The 17,789-nt window shown below is 49.4% G+C and carries 20 protein-coding genes; all 20 read left to right on the top strand.

Features of this window, described 5'->3' with window-relative positions:
* The first annotated feature begins 86 nt into the window (after nt 1-86).
* The 20 genes from AC4G46_RS19495 (at nt 87) to AC4G46_RS19400 (ending at nt 17,775) form a co-directional block, all read left to right on the top strand.
* Nucleotides 87-311 carry a flagellar FlbD family protein gene (locus AC4G46_RS19495; RefSeq protein WP_039874275.1) on the top strand — a complete coding sequence of 75 codons (225 nt, stop codon included), beginning with the start codon at nt 87-89 and terminating at the stop codon, nt 309-311.
* Nucleotides 308-775 carry a flagellar basal body-associated FliL family protein gene (locus tag AC4G46_RS19490; RefSeq protein WP_491124166.1) on the top strand — a complete coding sequence of 156 codons (468 nt, stop codon included), beginning with the start codon at nt 308-310 and terminating at the stop codon, nt 773-775. The genes AC4G46_RS19495 and AC4G46_RS19490 overlap by 4 nt, the downstream gene beginning before the upstream one ends.
* 39 nt (nt 776-814) lie before the next feature.
* Nucleotides 815-1,813, top strand: a complete 999-nt coding sequence (gene fliM / locus AC4G46_RS19485; protein ID WP_491124165.1) for a flagellar motor switch protein FliM — start codon at nt 815-817, stop codon at nt 1,811-1,813.
* Complete coding sequence (gene fliY, locus AC4G46_RS19480; protein WP_491124164.1) at nt 1,803-3,140, top strand: flagellar motor switch phosphatase FliY; 1,338 nt, start codon at nt 1,803-1,805, stop codon at nt 3,138-3,140. Before fliM ends, fliY begins: the two co-directional genes overlap by 11 nt.
* A gap of 26 nt (nt 3,141-3,166) precedes the next feature.
* The gene (locus tag AC4G46_RS19475; RefSeq protein WP_491124163.1) at nt 3,167-3,532 is read left to right on the top strand and encodes a response regulator; all 366 of its coding nucleotides are present in this window, start codon (nt 3,167-3,169) and stop codon (nt 3,530-3,532) included.
* A gap of 12 nt (nt 3,533-3,544) precedes the next feature.
* Nucleotides 3,545-4,072: a flagellar biosynthetic protein FliO gene (locus AC4G46_RS19470; protein WP_491124162.1), complete on the top strand. Its 528-nt coding sequence runs from the start codon at nt 3,545-3,547 to the stop codon at nt 4,070-4,072.
* Nucleotides 4,069-4,836 (top strand): flagellar type III secretion system pore protein FliP, encoded by a 768-nt coding sequence (fliP, locus tag AC4G46_RS19465; protein ID WP_491124161.1) that lies wholly within the window; start codon nt 4,069-4,071, stop codon nt 4,834-4,836. The genes AC4G46_RS19470 and fliP overlap by 4 nt, the downstream gene beginning before the upstream one ends.
* Nucleotides 4,837-4,857: 21 nt before the next feature.
* Complete coding sequence (gene fliQ, locus AC4G46_RS19460) at nt 4,858-5,127, top strand: flagellar biosynthesis protein FliQ (protein WP_090713486.1); 270 nt, start codon at nt 4,858-4,860, stop codon at nt 5,125-5,127.
* Between the two features lie 4 nt (nt 5,128-5,131).
* The gene (gene fliR / locus AC4G46_RS19455; RefSeq protein ID WP_491124160.1) at nt 5,132-5,923 is read left to right on the top strand and encodes a flagellar biosynthetic protein FliR; all 792 of its coding nucleotides are present in this window, start codon (nt 5,132-5,134) and stop codon (nt 5,921-5,923) included.
* A 24-nt stretch (nt 5,924-5,947) separates the two neighbouring features.
* Complete coding sequence (gene flhB, locus AC4G46_RS19450) at nt 5,948-7,042, top strand: flagellar biosynthesis protein FlhB (protein WP_491124159.1); 1,095 nt, start codon at nt 5,948-5,950, stop codon at nt 7,040-7,042.
* A 20-nt stretch (nt 7,043-7,062) separates the two neighbouring features.
* Nucleotides 7,063-9,096, top strand: coding sequence for a flagellar biosynthesis protein FlhA (flhA, locus tag AC4G46_RS19445; protein WP_491124158.1), 2,034 nt, complete (start codon nt 7,063-7,065; stop codon nt 9,094-9,096).
* Entirely contained in the window at nt 9,093-10,478 is a 1,386-nt protein-coding gene (gene flhF, locus AC4G46_RS19440; RefSeq protein WP_491124157.1) for a flagellar biosynthesis GTPase FlhF, read from the top strand. Before flhA ends, flhF begins: the two co-directional genes overlap by 4 nt.
* Nucleotides 10,475-11,356 carry a MinD/ParA family protein gene (locus AC4G46_RS19435; protein WP_277469509.1) on the top strand — a complete coding sequence of 294 codons (882 nt, stop codon included), beginning with the start codon at nt 10,475-10,477 and terminating at the stop codon, nt 11,354-11,356. The genes flhF and AC4G46_RS19435 overlap by 4 nt, the downstream gene beginning before the upstream one ends.
* 35 nt (nt 11,357-11,391) lie before the next feature.
* Nucleotides 11,392-12,789 carry a protein-glutamate methylesterase/protein-glutamine glutaminase gene (locus AC4G46_RS19430; protein WP_491124156.1) on the top strand — a complete coding sequence of 466 codons (1,398 nt, stop codon included), beginning with the start codon at nt 11,392-11,394 and terminating at the stop codon, nt 12,787-12,789.
* A 33-nt stretch (nt 12,790-12,822) separates the two neighbouring features.
* Nucleotides 12,823-14,889 (top strand): chemotaxis protein CheW, encoded by a 2,067-nt coding sequence (locus tag AC4G46_RS19425; RefSeq protein WP_491124155.1) that lies wholly within the window; start codon nt 12,823-12,825, stop codon nt 14,887-14,889.
* 27 nt (nt 14,890-14,916) lie between these two features.
* On the top strand, nt 14,917-15,378 hold the full coding sequence (locus tag AC4G46_RS19420; protein ID WP_068723987.1) for a chemotaxis protein CheW: 462 nt from the start codon (nt 14,917-14,919) through the stop codon (nt 15,376-15,378).
* A gap of 3 nt (nt 15,379-15,381) precedes the next feature.
* On the top strand, nt 15,382-16,008 hold the full coding sequence (locus tag AC4G46_RS19415; RefSeq protein WP_491124154.1) for a chemotaxis protein CheC: 627 nt from the start codon (nt 15,382-15,384) through the stop codon (nt 16,006-16,008).
* Entirely contained in the window at nt 16,001-16,498 is a 498-nt protein-coding gene (locus tag AC4G46_RS19410) for a chemotaxis protein CheD (RefSeq protein WP_068723985.1), read from the top strand. Before AC4G46_RS19415 ends, AC4G46_RS19410 begins: the two co-directional genes overlap by 8 nt.
* A gap of 2 nt (nt 16,499-16,500) precedes the next feature.
* Entirely contained in the window at nt 16,501-16,911 is a 411-nt protein-coding gene (locus AC4G46_RS19405; protein WP_491124153.1) for a YhdT family protein, read from the top strand.
* Nucleotides 16,912-16,986: 75 nt separating this feature from the next.
* Nucleotides 16,987-17,775, top strand: a complete 789-nt coding sequence (locus AC4G46_RS19400) for a FliA/WhiG family RNA polymerase sigma factor (RefSeq protein WP_491124152.1) — start codon at nt 16,987-16,989, stop codon at nt 17,773-17,775.
* The last annotated feature ends 14 nt before the right edge of the window (nt 17,776-17,789 follow it).

The following is a 17,789-nucleotide window of genomic DNA, read 5'->3' as shown; positions in this document are numbered from 1 at the left end:
AATAACGTTTCGCCCTGCGGCGTTACCGTTATTGCACTGTCTGTGGGGGAGAACTCCTCCCCCTATTTTTTGTTAGGAGGCCTGTTATGATTTCGGTAACAAGATTGAACGGGGCGCCTATGTGGCTTAACGCGCTGCTCGTTGAGATGGTAGAAGAAAGTCCGGATACGTATATCACGCTTGTTACAGGCAAAAGATTGATCGTGCTTGAAAAGGCCGAAGAGGTAATTACAAAGATTCGGGATTATAACAGGGACATAGGCACATATGCTGCCACCATTAAAGTCCAGTCAATGGAGGAGCTTTCATGAAAAAAATGCTGCCGTGGCTCATAACGATTTTGCTGGCGATTACACTTATTGTAGTTGCCGCCTTTTTACTGATGGATAGAATTTTTCCGAGCGATGCAAGTGATGTGAACACGGCTGTCCAGAATGTGGAAGCCAAAAAACTGAGCGCAGATGAAATCGTTGAGCTGAGTTCAGAAATCACGGACATCAAAACTAATCTTGCCGACCCCGATTATATCGTTTTAATAAATTTCGCATTCCAGCTGGATAGCGTTAGTGCCAAGGAAGATTTCGAGAAGATTAAAGACCTCAAGATCAAGCCGCTGTTGATCAAGACGCTTGCCGATACGAAGCCCGAGGAGCTTAACGGGGCGAACGGCAAGGATCAGCTGAGCAGCAAGCTGGTAAATCTGATAAACAAGACCTTAACTGAAGGCAAGCTGACCCAGGTTGAAGTAACGAACTTCATCATGACTTCGATTTAGCTGCTGACAGGATAATTCCTTGATGGGGGGGTGAATAAATTGGTTGATGTACTATCACAAAATGAAATTGATGCTCTGCTTGCCGCACTTTCTTCCGGTGAAATGGATGCCGACGAGCTGAAAAAAGAAGAAACCCAGAAAAGAATCCGCTCCTATGATTTTAAACGGGCTGTACGCTTTTCAAAGGATCATATCCGAAGTCTTACACGCATCCATGATAACTTTGCCCGCTACCTTACAACGTACTTCTCGGCCCAATTACGCACCTTTGTACAGATCAATGTCGTTCAAGTAGAGCAGCTCCCTTATGATGAGTTTATCCGCTCCATTCCCAAAATGACGATTTTGAATATTTTTGAGGCAGAACCGCTTGAGGGGCGCATGGTCATGGAAGTACATCCGAACATTGCCTTTGCAATGCTGGACAGAATGCTCGGAGGTTTCGGTACTGCCCCTACCAAGATCACCGCATTGACCGAGATCGAAACAACCATTATGGAAAGGATCTTCAGCAGGTGCTTTGAGAGCCTGCAGGAGGCCTGGAGAACCGTGCTGGATATTAGCCCGAGGATGGAAGGACTGGAGACGAATCCGCAGTTTATGCAGATTGTGTCGCCGAACGAAACGATTGCCCTGATCTCCTTGAGCACCAAAATCGGCGATACCACAGGAATGATCAATCTTTGTATCCCTCACGTCGTTCTGGAGCCGATCATGTCAAGGCTCTCTGTCCATCAATGGTTTGTCTCGGAGAAGAAGGTCCGTGATGAAGTGGAGTTAGAAGCCATAAGATCTAGAGTTAACCAGGCGCAGCTGCCTATTGTGGCAGAGCTAGGTGAATCAAGGTTATCCATTGCTGAATTTCTCGGGCTTAGTGTCGGCGACGTTATCTCTCTTAATAAGACAGTGGACGCAGGCTTGTCCATTAAAGTAGGGGATAGGCTGAAATTCATCGGAAGTCCAGGGATGATAAAAGATCGTGTGGCTGTACAAATAGACGAGATTGTCAGTGAAGGAGTTGAGGAGTTTGACGAGTAAAGATTATTTATCCCAGGAAGAAATCGATGCTCTTCTCAGACAATCTGCGGAAGGCTCTATGGCACCCCAGACCAAAACGGTAGATGATTTTCTAACACCGTTTGAGCAGGATGCGCTGGGCGAAATCGGAAATATAACATTCGGCAGTGCAGCGACTGCACTTTCCACCTTGCTGGGTAAAAAGGTTGACATTACTACCCCGAAGGTATCCATTATTACACGAAGTGAGTTTGAAGAAGCATTTCCAAAACCGCATGTAGCTGTACACGTTCAGTATGTGGACGGCTTCCAGGGAATCAATTCTCTGGTCATTAAGATCAGGGATGCCCAGGTCATCGCCGACCTTATGCTCGGCGGTGAAGGCGAGCCCAAGGACGAAGAGCTGAATGAAATCCATATCAGCGCCGTACAGGAAGCAATGAACCAGATGATGGGTTCCTCTGCGACATCCATGTCTACGATCTTCAACAGGTTTGTTAACATTTCTCCTCCGGGGATCGATATCCTCAATATGTCGAGCGGTGAAGGCGTCGGCAGTCTGCCGGATGATGAAACGCTGATTCAAATCTCGTTCCGCCTGAAAATCGGGGAATTGATTGATTCGACGATTATGCAGCTTCTGCCGGTACAGTTTGCCAAGGATATGGTGACTATGCTGCTGGGTGATGTGAGCCAGCCTGAGCAGGAAACGGCTGCTGCACGCACAGAGGCGCCTCCAGCCCCTGCAGCATCTGCTCCGCCGGCTAATGAGCCTGCACCGTCATCGCCGCCAATGCAGCAAATTCCGCCTCAGCAGGGAGGCGTTCCTCCGCAGTATCCGCCGCAGGGGATGCCGCCTATGCCCCCGTATCCGGGAATGGAAGGTGGCTATTATTATCCTCCAGCCGGAATGCCGGCCTACGGAATGCCAGGAATGCCGCCTTACGGCATGCCTCAATACGGAATGCCGCAGCAGGGGATGCAATATGAACAGGCTCCGCCGCAGACACCGCCGCCTAACCGCAATGTAAATGTGCAGCCGGTACAGTTTGCTAACCTGAGCTCAGGAGCTTTTGGCAATGTCGATGAAAATAATTTAAATTTATTGATGGACATACCACTGAAAGTAACCGTAGAATTAGGAAGGACCCAAAAGCAGATCAAAGATATTTTAGAAATGTCACAAGGCTCAATTATCGAGCTGGACAAGCTGGCTGGTGAGCCGGTTGACATTCTGGTTAACAACAAACTTATCGCCAAAGGGGAAGTCGTGGTAATCGACGAAAACTTTGGAGTTCGCGTTACGGATATCGTCAGCCAGTGGGACCGAATTCAAAAACTACAATAAACATACTTAGGGAGGATTTTTTTAAAATGGCTAACCGAATTCTAATCGTGGACGATGCAGCATTTATGAGAATGATGATCCGTGACATTTTGTCGAAAAACGGATTTGAGGTAGTGGGGGAAGCCCAGGACGGTGCACAGGCGATCGAAAAGTTTAAGGAGCTGCGCCCGGATCTGATTACAATGGATATCACCATGCCTGAAATGGACGGTATTGCCGCCCTGAAAGAAATCAAAAAAGTTGACGCTGGCGCCAAGGTCATCATGTGCTCAGCCATGGGTCAGCAGGCTATGGTTATTGATGCAATCCAGGCCGGTGCCAAAGATTTCATCGTGAAGCCGTTTCAGGCAGACCGTGTTATCGAAGCAATCAACAAAACACTGGGCGTATAGGAATCATAAGGCATGTTAGCCACTTCCGAAACGCTCGGAGACAGCAATCCCCTGCTGAGTTTACTGAAAGTTATATTTGTTCTTGTCATTATTGTGGTTCTTATAGTGCTGCTGATCCGCTTTCTCGGTCGACGCAATCAGACTTTAATGAGCGGACAATCCATCCGGACACTTGGTGCGGTCGGTATGGGTCCGAACAAGTCGGTCCAGATTCTGGAGATCGGCGGCAGCCTCTACCTGATCGGGGTTGGTGAAAATATATCCATATTGGACAAAATCACTGATCCCGCTGAGGTAGCGCTTATCATATCCAGATTTGAGGATCAGGCGGCAGGGCAGAAAAATTTTCTGGAGCCGTTTTTATCCAAAATCAAAACCAGGGTGCGCGGAGAGATCCCTTCTCAGGAAATCGAACTTAATGAAACATCCTCTTTTTATGAGACCTTGCAATCCAAGCTTGCGCAGTCGCCTGAGCGTAAAGAGAAAATGGAAGAGCTTCTCCGGGATGACAGTCTTAAGGATGAGTCGAGGAATTTATGAATAAAAAGCTGATTCTTTCTTTTCTTTTGCTCGGTATGTTCAGTATGTTGCTTATGCATCCGATTCACGCAGATCCTATTCCGAATATTAATATTCAGGTCGGAGACAGTGACGGCACAGCCGGCGGGGGAACCAGCTCCATCTCAATTCTGCTCCTTGTGACAGTTTTGAGCGTGGCCCCGGCTTTTTTAGTCCTTATGACCAGCTTTACGCGGATCGTAATCGTACTGGGTTTTGTAAGAACCTCCCTTGGTACGCAGCAAATGCCTCCTAACCAGGTACTGGTGGGACTTGCCTTGTTCTTAACGCTATTTATAATGTCACCTACGCTTTCACAGGTGAACGAACAGGCACTGCAGCCGTACATGAAGGGCACGCTTACCCAGTCCGAGGCGCTCGCCAAAGCAGCCGACCCAATGAAGGAGTTTATGTTCAAGCAGACTAACACCAAGGATCTGCTGCTGTTTATGAATTACACCGGCAGCAATGCTTCGGTCAAGCCTGCCACCTACAGCGATATTCCGCTTACGGTAATGGTACCTGCATTTGCCATTGGTGAGATGAAAAAGGCCTTTATGATGGGTTTTATGATATTTATTCCTTTTTTGATCATCGATATTGTTGTTTCCAGTACACTAATGGCTATGGGGATGATGATGCTGCCCCCGGTTATGATCTCATTACCTTTTAAAATAATGCTTTTCGTGCTGGTGGACGGCTGGTACCTGGTCGTAAAATCACTGCTGTTAAGTTTTAACACCTGACATTAAGAGGAGGCGTATGGGGTGAATGCGGAATTTATCATCGGTCTAGCCGGCCAAGCCGTATATTTGGTACTGCAAACCAGTGCCCCCATGCTGGTTCTTGGTCTGGTGGTAGGACTGATTGTCAGTATCTTTCAGGCTACAACACAAATTCAGGAGCAAACCCTAGCCTTTGTTCCGAAAATTGTCGCCGTGCTGCTTGCTTTGCTGCTGTTCGGACCATGGATTATTACGAAATTGGTGGACTTCACCAGCCAAATTTTGGGCAATCTCTATATGTATATCGGTTAAGCTTATGAACATAGAGACATTGCTGCAAAGTTTTCCTGTCTTTCTGCTGATTTTTTGTCGAATTACCTCCTTTTTTGTTGTTGTTCCTGTCTTTTCTTCGCAAAGCGTGCCTTTGCAGATTAAGATCGGATTGTCTTTTTTTGTTGCCATGATTGTTTTTAGTGCAGAGGGAACGGGATTATCCGTTGCGATGGATCTCAGCTATGTATTAATGATTTTTAGAGAAGTGCTGATTGGCCTTATGCTGGGTTTTATTGCTTACCTGATGTTCATGACTATCCAGACAGCCGGTTCCTTTATCGACATACAGATCGGTTTTGGGATTGCGAATGTGATTGATCCGATGACCGGAGCATCAGCACCTATTATCGGCAATTTTAAATACATGATCGCCCTGCTGCTGCTTTTGATCATGAACGGACATCACTATCTGCTTAATGCAATCGTATACAGCTATAATTGGGTGCCGCTTGACAATGAGATTTTTGTCAAAATGCTGGATGGCAGTCTCTCGGATTTTCTGATCCGTACGTTCGCCCAGTCGTTTGTCATTGCTTTTCAGATGTCTGCACCACTGGTGGTCGCCTTGTTCCTGACGGATGTGGGTCTGGCTTTTCTGGCACGGACTGCTCCACAGTATAATGTGTTTGTCATCGGGGTTCCGCTCAAAATTATTATCGGTCTTGCCCTGCTTGCCCTGCTGATGCCCGGTATGGCCGTTTTGTTTCAGAATCTGTTTGAAATTATGTTTGAATCCATGCAAAATCTTCTAAAACTTCTGGGCAAGAGTCCTTAGCTGATTGTTAGGAGTGAAAGGCATATGCCAAGCACCAAGCGCTATAAACTGGATCTTCAGCTGTTTGGGGGAGACAAGACTGAAAAAGCAACCCCCAAAAAACGGCAGGACGCCCGCAAAAAGGGCCAGATCGCCAAAAGTCCTGAAGTATCCGGTGCGGTTGTGCTCTTATCGGCACTGCTCAGCCTGAGTGTATTCGGCGGTTTCATGAAAGAACGCTTTGTGACTCTTTTCCTGGATGTTTTCCAGAACCGGATGGAGATGGCTGTAACAGCCGAAAATGTTATCAGGATGTTCAGCGAGTACGGACTGCAGATTCTGATTCTGCTTGCTCCGCTGCTCGGTGTCACGTTTGTGCTGGCTCTGATTGCGAACTATGCCCAGGTCGGCTTTATGGCATCCGGAGAAGGACTGACTCCTAAGTTCAGCAAAATCAACCCAATCAAAGGCTTCAAAAATATTTTCTCTATGCGTTCTTTTGTAGAGTTCCTTAAATCGGTTTTCAAATTGCTGGTTATCGCTTACCTGGTTTATAGCACTCTATGGGGCGAAAAAGAGAGCTTTGCTTCACTGGCGCGAGTCAATGCGGAAGGAACTTTTAATTTTGCCGCAAAGCTGACTATGAATCTGGGGATTAAAATCGGAGCTGTCCTCTTCATTATGGCTATCTTTGATTATATGTACCAGAGGTATGAACATGAGAAAAGCTTGAGAATGTCCAAGCAGGACATCAAGGATGAATATAAAAAAATGGAAGGCGACCCCATTATCAAAGGTAAGATACGGGAGCGCCAGCGCCGGATGGCCATGCAGCGGATGATGCAGGAGGTTCCGAAGGCGGATGTAATCATTACGAATCCTACGCATTTTGCAGTTGCATTGAAATATGACGGTTCCAAAATGGAGGCGCCAGAGATTGTTGCGAAGGGCCAGGATTATGTTGCTCTCCGGATCAGGGAGCTGGCCAAGGAGCACGGCGTTATGACTATTGAGAATAAGCCGCTGGCACGGGCATTATTTCAAAGAGCAGAAATCGGAGATGTGGTTCCCCACGATCTGTTTCAGGCGGTTGCCGAAGTGCTGGCCTATGTATATAAGCTTAAAGGCAAGAGGAGATAAGCCGGGGGAGGAAAAGGGCAGTGAAAGGTAAAGATCTAACAGTTCTTCTGGGCGTTATCGGCATAGTACTTATGATGATTCTGCCCATCCCGGAATGGCTTTTGGATGTATTGCTTATTGTCAATATATCGATAGCACTAACTATTATCCTAGTAGCAATGAACACAAGGGATCCGCTGCAATTTTCCATTTTCCCTTCATTGCTCTTGATAACAACCTTGTTCCGGCTCGCATTGAATATCTCGACCACCAAACTGATTCTTTCCGAAGGCCATGCGGGTGAGGTTGTAGCGACATTTGGCAGCTGGATTGCCAGAGGCCAGATAGCGATCGGGTTTATCGTGTTCCTGATCCTGGTTGTGGTCCAGTTCATCGTTATTACCAAAGGCTCCGAACGCGTTGCCGAGGTAGGCGCCCGGTTTACTCTCGATGCAATGCCGGGGAAACAGATGAGTATTGACGCCGATTTAAATGCCGGAATGATTAATGAACAGCAGGCCCGGGAACGCCGCCGCAACGTAGAGCGGGAAGCCGATTTCTTCGGGGCAATGGATGGTGCAAGTAAATTTGTCAAAGGCGATGCGATTGCCAGTATCATCATCCTGTTCATCAATCTGATCGGTGGCTTCATTATCGGGATGACGGTTCACGGGGATTCGTTTCAGGATGCCCTTTCAACCTATTCAGTACTGACAATCGGGGACGGTCTGGTAAGCCAGATTCCGGCCTTGCTTATCTCTACTGCTTCCGGTCTGATTGTTACCAGGGCTGCATCGGAAGGTAACCTTGCAGAAGATTTGACAGGCCAACTCCTGTCCTATCCGAAGCTTCTCTATATCGTAGCTGTAACAATTGCGTTCCTTGGCTTTTTCACACCTATTACCGTAATGTCCACATTGCCGTTAGCAGGGCTTATGGCATATGCAGCTTACAGTATGGGACAAAAGGCCAACAAGCAGCAGATTGCCGAAGAACAGCTGGTTGAAGAGAAACAGATTGAAGAAGTACGAAGTCCTGAAAGTGTCATTAACCTGCTTACGGTCGACCCGATCGAATTCGAGTTCGGCTACGGGCTGATTCCGCTGGCGGATACCGGGCAGGGGGGAGATTTGCTTGACCGGATAATCATGATCAGGCGGCAGTGTGCCCTGGAGATGGGGCTTGTTGTTCCGGTAATCCGGATTCGCGACAATATTCAACTAAAACCGAATGAATATGTCATAAAAATTAAAGGAAATACCGTCGGCGGCGGTGAATTATTACTTAATCACTATCTTGCCATGAGTCCCGGGTATGATGATGAGTCGATTAACGGTATTGAAACTGTCGAACCTTCGTTTGGTCTTCCGGCATTGTGGATTGACGAAACGGTCAAGGAGCGGGCTGAGCTGTCCGGATATACCGTCGTAGATCCGCCTTCAGTTGTGGCTACACATTTGACAGAGCTGATCAAACGCCACGGGCATGAACTGCTGGGACGTCAGGAGACGAAGCAGCTGGTGGACAACCTACGGGAGAACTATCCTGTGCTGGTTGATGAACTGATGCCTTCGGTACTTGCAATTGGTGACATTCAGAAGGTGCTGGGCAAGCTCCTCCGCGAAAAAATCTCTATCCGGGATTTAGTCACGATATTCGAGACACTGGCTGACTACGGTACTTATACCAAAGACCCGGATATTCTCACGGAGTATGTGCGCCAGTCGCTTTCAAGACAGATTACCCAGCAGTTCTCCCAGACGGGAGAAACTCTGCGGGTCATTACAGTCGGACCCAACCTGGAAAAGAAAATTTCAGAAAGCGTCCAGCAGACCGAGCAGGGCAGTTATCTGGCTCTTGATCCGGTGTCTACACAAACGGTCTATCAAAGACTTACTGAACAGATTAACCGTCTTCTTCAATCCGGCCAGCAGCCAATTGTGCTGACATCCCCGACCATCCGGATGTATCTGCGCCAGGTGATTGAGCGGACGATGCAGGACATTCCAGTGTTATCCTACAGCGAACTGGAGCCTAATATTGAAATTCAAAGCGTTGGGGTGGTGAACTTATGAGAGTAAAGCGTTATGTGGTCGACACGATGCCTGACGCGATGCATTCCATCCGCAGCGAACTGGGAAGTGATGCTGTAATCCTCAGTACCAAAGAGATTAAAATTGGCGGGTTTTTGGGAATGTTCCAAAAAAAGAAAATAGAAGTAGTAGCCGCGGTTGAAGAGGCTCGCAAGCCAGCTGCTGCCGCAAGCAGCGCCCCGTCAGCACCTCCAAGCATTCCGCGAAGCGCTGTGCCGCAGGCTTACCAGAAGGCAGCCAGCACCTCACAGGCGCCGGTCAAGGAAAGGCCAGCTGCCAATTCTTACGCCGAAGTTGCGGCTGCACTGTCCGAGGCCCAGCAGGCAAGGGGAGCGGTAGCCGTGATGCCGCCGGTTGAAGAGGAGCAGAGCGTAATTAAGCCTGACGAGTCTAAGCCTTCTGCACCATCCAAGGAATCCAAAGGTGCATTGTCGACATTGTACGAAAGCCTTGACGCAGGGCTCGATCCGGCTGTTTCCTCAGCCCTAGAAAGCGATGTACTACGCGAGATTAGAGACATGAAACAATGGATGGAACGGATAGCCCGTTATTCATCAAGCGGTGTTGAGCTGCCTCAGATGCTGGAAGAGTTTAAGCGTCAGCTGATCGACCAGGATACCGATGCTGTGCTTATAGAGGAGTGGATCGGCAATATTTATGACCGCTGGAATGAAGATGGGCGGACCTGGACGGCTGACCAGTTTGGGAATAAGCTGCGCGAGCAGATAAATGAGTTCCTGGCTGGAAGAATTGCCGGCGGGATTGCTCCGGATACCAGGATCGTCTATATTGCCGGACCGACCGGCGTAGGCAAAACTACCTCGATTGCCAAGCTGGCAGCCGAGCAGCTGTTTAAGCATGGCCGTAAAGTTGGACTTATTACCTCCGACACCTACCGGATATCTGCAGTGGAGCAGCTGCGTACATACGCTGCCATTTTGAATATTCCGCTGGAGGTAGTGCAGTCGCCGGGAGATCTGCAAAGGGCGATGTTCCGTCTGGAGAGCTGTGATCTGGTCCTAATGGATACGGCTGGACGCAATTACCGCAATGAAATGTTTGTAGCTGAGCTCCAGAGCCTGCTTGCTAAGGAAATCAAGAGTGAAACCTTCCTGGTGCTGAGTATGACTTCCAAAAGCCGGGATATGAAACTGATTGCAGAACATTTCGGCCGCTACCAGCTGGATAAGGTCATTTTCACCAAGCTGGATGAGACTGGAAGCTACGGGCCGCTGTTTAACGTATTAAATGACTTTCCGCTTAAGCTGTCGTATCTGACCAATGGTCAAAATGTTCCGGATGATCTGCTGATGGCTTCCAAAGAACAGCTCAGTGAAATGCTGCTGGGGACAGGAGGCTCCTGATGGATCAGGCTCAATCTTTGCGGCAGCTGGTATCCAGCCGTGATTCCAAGCCCGAGCCCGGAGACGGTCCTTCAGCCCGGATCATTACCGTATGCAGCGGAAAGGGCGGGGTCGGCAAATCAAATTTTACGCTGAATTTCGCTTTGGCGCTTAAAGCGATGGGCAGACGGGTGCTTTTGTTCGATGCGGATATCGGGATGGCCAACATTGATGTGCTCATGGGAGTTACGGCTAAATATAATTTGTACCACCTGTTAAAGAGAGAGGCGGATATCGCTCAGATTATCCAGAACGGACCCGGTGATCTGCCGTTTATTGCAGGCGGCTCAGGGATGGATGAGCTTTTCTCCCTTTCCGAGTCTGACCTCAACTATTTCACATCACAGATTGCCCGGATCGCCGACACCATGGACTTCATCCTGTTTGATACTGGCGCGGGGCTGTCCAAGGAAACGCTGAAATTTATAACCTCCGCCGATGATTGTCTGGTGGTTACAACACCGGAGCCAACCGCAATTACGGATGCTTACGCACTGATGAAAGTTGTACACAACTCTCATCCGGACGTATCCTTCAAGCTGATTGTGAACCAGGCAGGGGATGAAAAGGAAGCCAGAGGCACCGGCGACAAGATACGTATGGCGGCAAGCCGCTTTCTGCAGCTGGATATCCCTTTTCTAGGGTTTATCAGCAGTGATGTTCATGTAGTTCAGGCTGTCAAAAAACAAGTTCCATTCTCAGTGGCTTTTCCGAACAGTGCAGCAGCCAAAGACGTGCAACGGCTTGCCCTCAATTACCTGTCCGCCGAACCGGTGGAAGCAGTCAAGGTACAGGGCATCAGGGGATTTATCAACAAGTGGTTGAAGCGAAAACAGTAATTGTTCAGAATTAGATGAACAGAGGTGGAAGTGCTATGAGGCCTTATAAAGTTTTGGTTGTAGATGATTCCGCATTTATGCGTAAGATCATATCTGATTTAATTGAAAATAATCCTGACTTCAAGGTCACTGCTACGGCAGCGAACGGCCGTGAAGCAGTAGACAAGGTGAATGAGCTCCAGCCTGATCTGGTAACGATGGATGTGGAAATGCCGGAGATGAACGGCCTTGAAGCGCTGAAAATCATTATGGCCAATCATCCGCTGCCGGTAATTATGCTGTCAGGGATTAACGAGGAGGGAATGCGGGAAACGATCATGGCGCTCGAATCAGGGGCTTTCGATTTTATCCGCAAGCCTTCGATTACGAATTCCCAGGATATTATAGCGGTTGGCGTTTCACTCATAGAACAGATGAAGGGAGCAATGCTGGCCCGTGAGCAGCGTGAGGCGAGAAATGCTTCCCTGAAGACACCTGACATGATCCTGCCGGATCCGGCCCGGCCGGTGAATACCGGCAAGCCCGCTGTGCCGGAGCTTCCCGTACGCAAGCCCGGGCTTCCTAAGAAAACGGCGGAAGCCCCCGTTAAGCCTGCAGTGGACAAGCCTAAGCAGCCTGTCCAGGATGCCGGCACGAAGCTGCCGGATACAAGTAAATCCGGGGTAAGCACCACACGGAGTCTGCCCAAGACTCCGGCAGCTCCGCTTAAACCTGCTGCATCCGAGCGGCTGAAGAACCGCAAGAAGCCTGATACGGGACAGCCCTTGCAGGAGATCAAGGCAGTGCCCGAACTGCCTTCCGTTCCGCGACCGGAGCCGCCTGCTTCCACGGGTGAGCGCAAACCCGGAACGAAGGGATTGCGCAAGCTGGTTGCTGTCGGCTGCTCAACGGGCGGTCCGCGGGCACTCAAAACGTTCCTTGAGAATATCCCGGCTGATTTCCCGGCGCCGATTGTGATTGTGCAGCACATGCCGCCTAACTTCACTAAATCACTGGCCCAGCGTCTGAATACGTTTAGTCCGCTGGAAGTGACGGAAGCCGAACACGGTATGATTCTGCGCCAGGGAGCAGCATACATTGCTCCCGGAGGATATCATCTCAAGGTTGTCCCTGCAGCCGGCGGGCAATATGCGATTGAGCTTACAACAGAAGAAGCTCGTAACGGACACCGGCCTTCTGTGGATACCTTGTACGAATCCCTGCTTCCGCTTACGGACCTGGAGAGGCATGCCGTCATAATGACCGGGATGGGCAGCGATGGTGCGAGAATGATGAAGGCCCTTCACGACTCAGGTGTAACCTCGACGTTTGCCGAGAATGAAGAAACCTGCGTCGTCTATGGAATGCCGCGTTCTGCGGTTGAATTGCAATGTGTGAAATACGTGCTGCCGCTGCAGGAAATTGCACCGCGGCTGGTACAGGCAGTTAAATAAGGAAAAGCGAACTCGAAGGGGAGGTGCTCGTTAGTGGACATGAATCAATATTTATCCATGTTTATTGATGAGTCAAATGATCATCTGCAGTCATTGAATGAGAGCATGATGGGGCTGGAAGCAAATCCTGAAGACATTAGTATTGTACAGGTGATTTTCCGCTCTGCGCACACCCTAAAGGGTATGGCGGCTACAATGGGGTTTGAGGATTTGGCTTCCCTTACCCACCAGATGGAAAATGTGCTTGACCTGGTGCGCAACAATAAACTGCGGATGCAGGATTTTATTTTTGACACTTTGTTCAAAAGCCTGGATGCCCTTGAATCTATGGTGCAGGATATAACAGCAGGCGGGGAAGGCAAGGCCGATGTAACGGCGATTGTCTCTGCCCTGCAGGCTATCGTCCGCGGTGAAATTCCTGCCGCGGGCGGTGCTGCAGCCGCTCCGGCGGCGGCTCAAAGCCCGGCCGAACTCAAGATCACACTTGATGAATTCCAGTATTCGGTTTTGGATCAGTCGCTGCAGGAAGGGCATCAGGTACTGTATATTGACGTGGCAATCCGCAAGGACTGTCAGCTCAAAGCAGTACGGGCATATATGGTTTTTGATCTCCTGGAGCGTTCAGGAGAAGTGGTCAAATCCTTCCCTTCGGTTCAGGATATAGAGCAGGAGAAATTCGATCACAGCTTCTCTCTCTATTACATAACCCAAAAGGGTGCCGACGAGATGAAGTCGATGATTATGAATGTATCTGAAATCGACACGGTAACAGCGGTAGCCCTTGATCAGGAATCGCTTGCCCAGATGGCTCTGGAGGCTGCGGCAACCGCCGAGGCCCCTGCCCCTGTGCAAGAGGCTCAGGCTGCCCCAGCCGCTGCCATTCCGGCAGCACCTGCCGGCAGGGAAGAGAACGCCGCCAAGGCAGCACCTTCTCGTACAGGCGGGGCACCTTCCCGGACGATCCGCGTCGATATTGAGCGCCTGGATGTGCTGATGAACCTGTTCAGCGAGCTGCTGATTGACCGGGTGCGCCTGGAGCAGCTTGCATCAGAGGTACAGAACAGCGATCTTACCGAAACGGTTGAGCATATGGGCCGGGTCAGCGGCGATCTGCAGAACATTGTGATGAAGCTGCGGATGGTTCCGGTAGATACCGTCTTTAACCGTTTCCCGCGGATGGTGCGGGATCTGGCGAAATCGCTGGACAAAAAAATCGATCTGATTATTACCGGCGCTGAAACCGAGCTTGACCGTACAGTAATCGATGAAATCGGCGATCCGCTGGTGCATCTGCTGCGCAATGCGGTGGACCATGGTGTTGAATCGGTCCAGGACCGGACTGCGACAGGCAAGCCGGAGACTGGAACCGTTAATTTGCGGGCGTTCCACAGCGGAAATCATGTCTTTATTGAAATCGAGGATGACGGTGCGGGCATCAAGCCGCAGAAAATTTTGCAGTCTGCTATCAAGAAAGGCATTATTACACAGGAGCAGGCTGCCGGCTATTCCGATGATGAGGCGATTCAGCTGCTGTTTGCACCAGGCTTCAGTACAGCAGAGGTTATCTCCGATGTTTCGGGCCGCGGAGTTGGACTGGATGTTGTGAAATCCAAGATCACTTCATTAGGCGGCAACGTGGTTGTCTATTCGACGCCAGGCAAAGGAACGAACTTCTCGGTACAGCTTCCGCTGACCCTGTCCATCATTGCAGCGATGCTTGTGAAGATCGGATCAGAGAAGTATGCTATTCCGCTCTCGTCGATTGTAGAGACTGGTATTGTGAAAAAGACCCAGATCCGTACGATTCACGGAAACAGGATGATTGAGTTCCGTAACAGTCATATTCCGCTGCTCTCGCTCAGCAAGTTCTTTGCCATACCGGATTTTGATGAAAGCACGGAAGAGGAGACAGAAATTGTTGTTGTCCGCAAGGGCGAACGTATGGCTGCTCTTGCTGTTCAGGACTTTATCGGACAAAATGAAATTGTTATCAAGAATCTCGGCAAATATCTGCCGGAGGTTCAAGGCATCTCGGGCGCGACCATACTCGGTGACGGACAAGTTGCCCTTATTATTGATCCGAACGCATTTATAAAATAATCAGGATAGAACAGGGAGGTTCATTCCATGGCTGAAGATATTAAAGTAATTGTGTTTAAGCTTGGATCTGAAGAATACGGCATTGAAGTGGATAAGGTCCAGACGATCGAACGTATGATGCCGATTACCCGGGTGCCCAAAACGTATGCCTTCATTAAAGGGGTAATTAATCTGCGCGGCGTAGTTATTCCGGTAATTGACCTGCGCGGCCGCTTTGGAATTCAGGAGGCGGAGCACACGGATCAGACCCGCGTAATCATCGTCAATGTTAACGAGATGGAAGTCGGATTTATCGTAGATTCCGCTAATGATGTCATTGATTTAAATCGTGAGTCCATCGACACTCCTCCTGAGGTTGTGGGCGGGATCAAGGCGAAATATCTGGACGGGGTGGCCAAAATCGGAGAAGACCGTCTCCTGATTATGCTAAACTTGTCTGAGGTGCTGAATAAGAATGAAATCGTGCAACTGGAAAGCCTAGAGGGATAGTCGATGGAGCTGTTTAAGAACTTCAAAGATTTCAAGATGGATGTACTAAAAGAAGTCGGTAATATTGGAGCCGGCAACGCAGCCACCGCATTATCCCAGCTCCTGAATAAGCCGATTGATATGGCAGTACCCAAGGTTCAGCTATTAAACTTTGAAGAAATTACCGATAAGGTGGGCGGAGCGGAAGAGCTGGTCTATGCGGTGTTCCTGCGTGTTGAAGGGGAAGCGCCGGGCAATCTCTTTTTCATTCTAACTCCGGATGCGGCGATCAGTCTCCTCAACCGCGTTGCAGGAATTGAGATTCATCCGGATCAGGAGCTCGGGGAGATGGAATTCTCCGCGCTGAGCGAAATCGGCAACATACTTGCAGGCTCTTATCTCTCTTCACTTGCAGATTTCACTTCACTGTCGATGTATCCGACTGTTCCGGCACTGGCTATGGATATGGCGGGGGCCATTCTCGGTTACGGACTGCTGCAGTTCGGCCAGATGGGTGATGATGCGCTGCTCATTGATACAACCTTCCTGGAAGGGCAAAATGAAATCGAAGGCCAATTTTTCCTTATCCCGGATCCAGAATCATTCCCGAAAATATTCAAAGCATTAGGAGTACCGTTTGATAATGATTGAGGAACAAAGCATTATTAAAGTAGGAATGGCAGATCTTAATGTAGGCAGCCAGGATAGTCTGATCCGCACGACGGGTCTTGGCTCCTGTGTGGGGCTTACGTTGTTCGATCCCGGCAAAAAACTGGCGGGGATGGCACACGTAATGCTTCCTTCGTCAGAGATTGCCCGGGAGGGGCAGCTTAACATAGCCAAGTTTGCAGATACTGCCGTTCCTGAGCTGCTGTCCCGCCTGCTGGCACTGGGGGCGGTCCGCAGCCGGATCGTAGCTAAAATGGCTGGCGGCTCACAGATGTTTGCGTTTGCCGGGGGGAATGACACCATGAGGATCGGGCCTCGTAACGTGGAATCCTGCAAGCTGGCCCTGGAGGCGCTCCAAATTCCGCTTATCGCTGAGGATACGGGCGGGAATTTCGGCCGTACGATTGAAATTGCCTGCAGCACCGGGGTGCTTCATATCCGAAGTGTCCAAAAAGGCACCAAGGAAATATAGCGATGGGGAAAATTCTAATTAGCCTTTTGGCCGGACTGATTGGTTTTGTGTTTACCTTTCTAACAAATTACGGGCACAATTTGCTTGGGACGAGTCTGATTCGCGGAATTTTCGGATTTATTCTTTGGTTTGTGCTTGCTTTCTTCCTGAGATGGGTATTGGGTTTTATTGTTAAACAATCTGCGTCGGGTGATAACAGCGGCGAGCAGGCCGGCGGTAATGAAGCACTGGGTGCCAAGTTCGATCTGAGTACACCTGATGAAGATGAGGAATTAATAAATCTGCTGAAACAGAAGCCGCCAGAGGAAAGCGGAAGCAGTGAAGGTTTTACCCCGCTGCAGCCGCCCAAACTGGTCTCCATGAAGGATCCTGAAGAATTGGCCAAGGCCGTTCGTCACCTGAAAGAAGAATAAGCGAGCGCCTGCGGCGAAACGGTTTTCATGCCCGCAGGGTGTCCGCTGACTAAACTTTGGGAAGGGTGAAAGCCATTGAACGAGCAAAAAGCTTCTCAATCAGTAACAGACGGGCTGTGGGAGCAGTGGAAAGAGCACGGTGATCCTGAAGCCAAAAAAAAGCTGATTGAGAGTTACCTCCATATTGTTGACTATGTATCCAGCCGTCTGGCTGTCGGACTGCCCAAAAATGTATCCAAAGATGATTTGGCCAGCAATGGTGTAATGGGGCTTATAGATGCTATTGAGAAGTTCGATTACAAACGCGGCTTGCAGTTCCAGACGTATGCATCCTGGCGTGTCCGCGGAGCCATTCTTGACTCGCTGCGCCAAAGTGACTGGGTTCCAAGATCCGTTCGTGAAAAAGCAAAAAAAATCGAGGATGCTTATCAGCAGCTGGAGCAGAAATACTTAAGATCAGTCAGTGATGAGGAAATGAGCCAGCATCTGAACATTTCGGAGACGGAGTTTCAAAATATGCTGCAGGATGTGGCTGTCATGTCACTCTGCTCTCTGGAAGACCCGATCCGCGAAGAAGAGTCGGAAACACGGATGTCCATACTGGTGGACGATAAAGCCAAAAATCCGGACCGTAAAGTAAATGAATTCTATTTGCGCGAAACACTCACCAAAGGCATCGAAAAACTAACGGTGAAAGAACGGACCGTAGTGTCCCTTTTATATTATGAAGATCTTTCTTTGAGCGAAATTGCCGAGGTGATGTCATTATCGCCTTCACGGATTTCGCAGCTTCATTCAAAAGCTATTTTGCGTCTGCGGGGGACACTTGAGAAAAACCGCGACCTGCTCATGCAAAATGATTAACCGGACGACGGTGA

The organism is Paenibacillus sp. fava2, from assembly GCF_058313675.1.
The sequence above is the reverse complement of the archived record's forward strand: the minus strand, read 5'-3'. Positions and strand labels throughout refer to the sequence as shown.

Bases quoted from the DNA above. Each gene is read 5' to 3' on its own strand.
- AC4G46_RS19470 (WP_491124162.1), top strand. From the start codon at position 3,545: ATGTTAGCCACTTCCGAAACGCTCGGAGACAGCAATCCCCTGCTGAGT.
- AC4G46_RS19430 (WP_491124156.1), top strand. From the start codon at position 11,392: ATGAGGCCTTATAAAGTTTTGGTTGTAGATGATTCCGCATTTATGCGT.
- AC4G46_RS19495 (WP_039874275.1), top strand. From the start codon at position 87: ATGATTTCGGTAACAAGATTGAACGGGGCGCCTATGTGGCTTAACGCG.
- AC4G46_RS19405 (WP_491124153.1), top strand. From the start codon at position 16,501: ATGGGGAAAATTCTAATTAGCCTTTTGGCCGGACTGATTGGTTTTGTG.
- fliP (WP_491124161.1), top strand. From the start codon at position 4,069: ATGAATAAAAAGCTGATTCTTTCTTTTCTTTTGCTCGGTATGTTCAGT.
- flhB (WP_491124159.1), top strand. From the start codon at position 5,948: ATGCCAAGCACCAAGCGCTATAAACTGGATCTTCAGCTGTTTGGGGGA.
- AC4G46_RS19420 (WP_068723987.1), top strand. From the start codon at position 14,917: ATGGCTGAAGATATTAAAGTAATTGTGTTTAAGCTTGGATCTGAAGAA.
- fliR (WP_491124160.1), top strand. From the start codon at position 5,132: ATGAACATAGAGACATTGCTGCAAAGTTTTCCTGTCTTTCTGCTGATT.
- AC4G46_RS19410 (WP_068723985.1), top strand. From the start codon at position 16,001: ATGATTGAGGAACAAAGCATTATTAAAGTAGGAATGGCAGATCTTAAT.
- AC4G46_RS19415 (WP_491124154.1), top strand. From the start codon at position 15,382: ATGGAGCTGTTTAAGAACTTCAAAGATTTCAAGATGGATGTACTAAAA.
- AC4G46_RS19475 (WP_491124163.1), top strand. From the start codon at position 3,167: ATGGCTAACCGAATTCTAATCGTGGACGATGCAGCATTTATGAGAATG.
- AC4G46_RS19490 (WP_491124166.1), top strand. From the start codon at position 308: ATGAAAAAAATGCTGCCGTGGCTCATAACGATTTTGCTGGCGATTACA.
- flhF (WP_491124157.1), top strand. From the start codon at position 9,093: ATGAGAGTAAAGCGTTATGTGGTCGACACGATGCCTGACGCGATGCAT.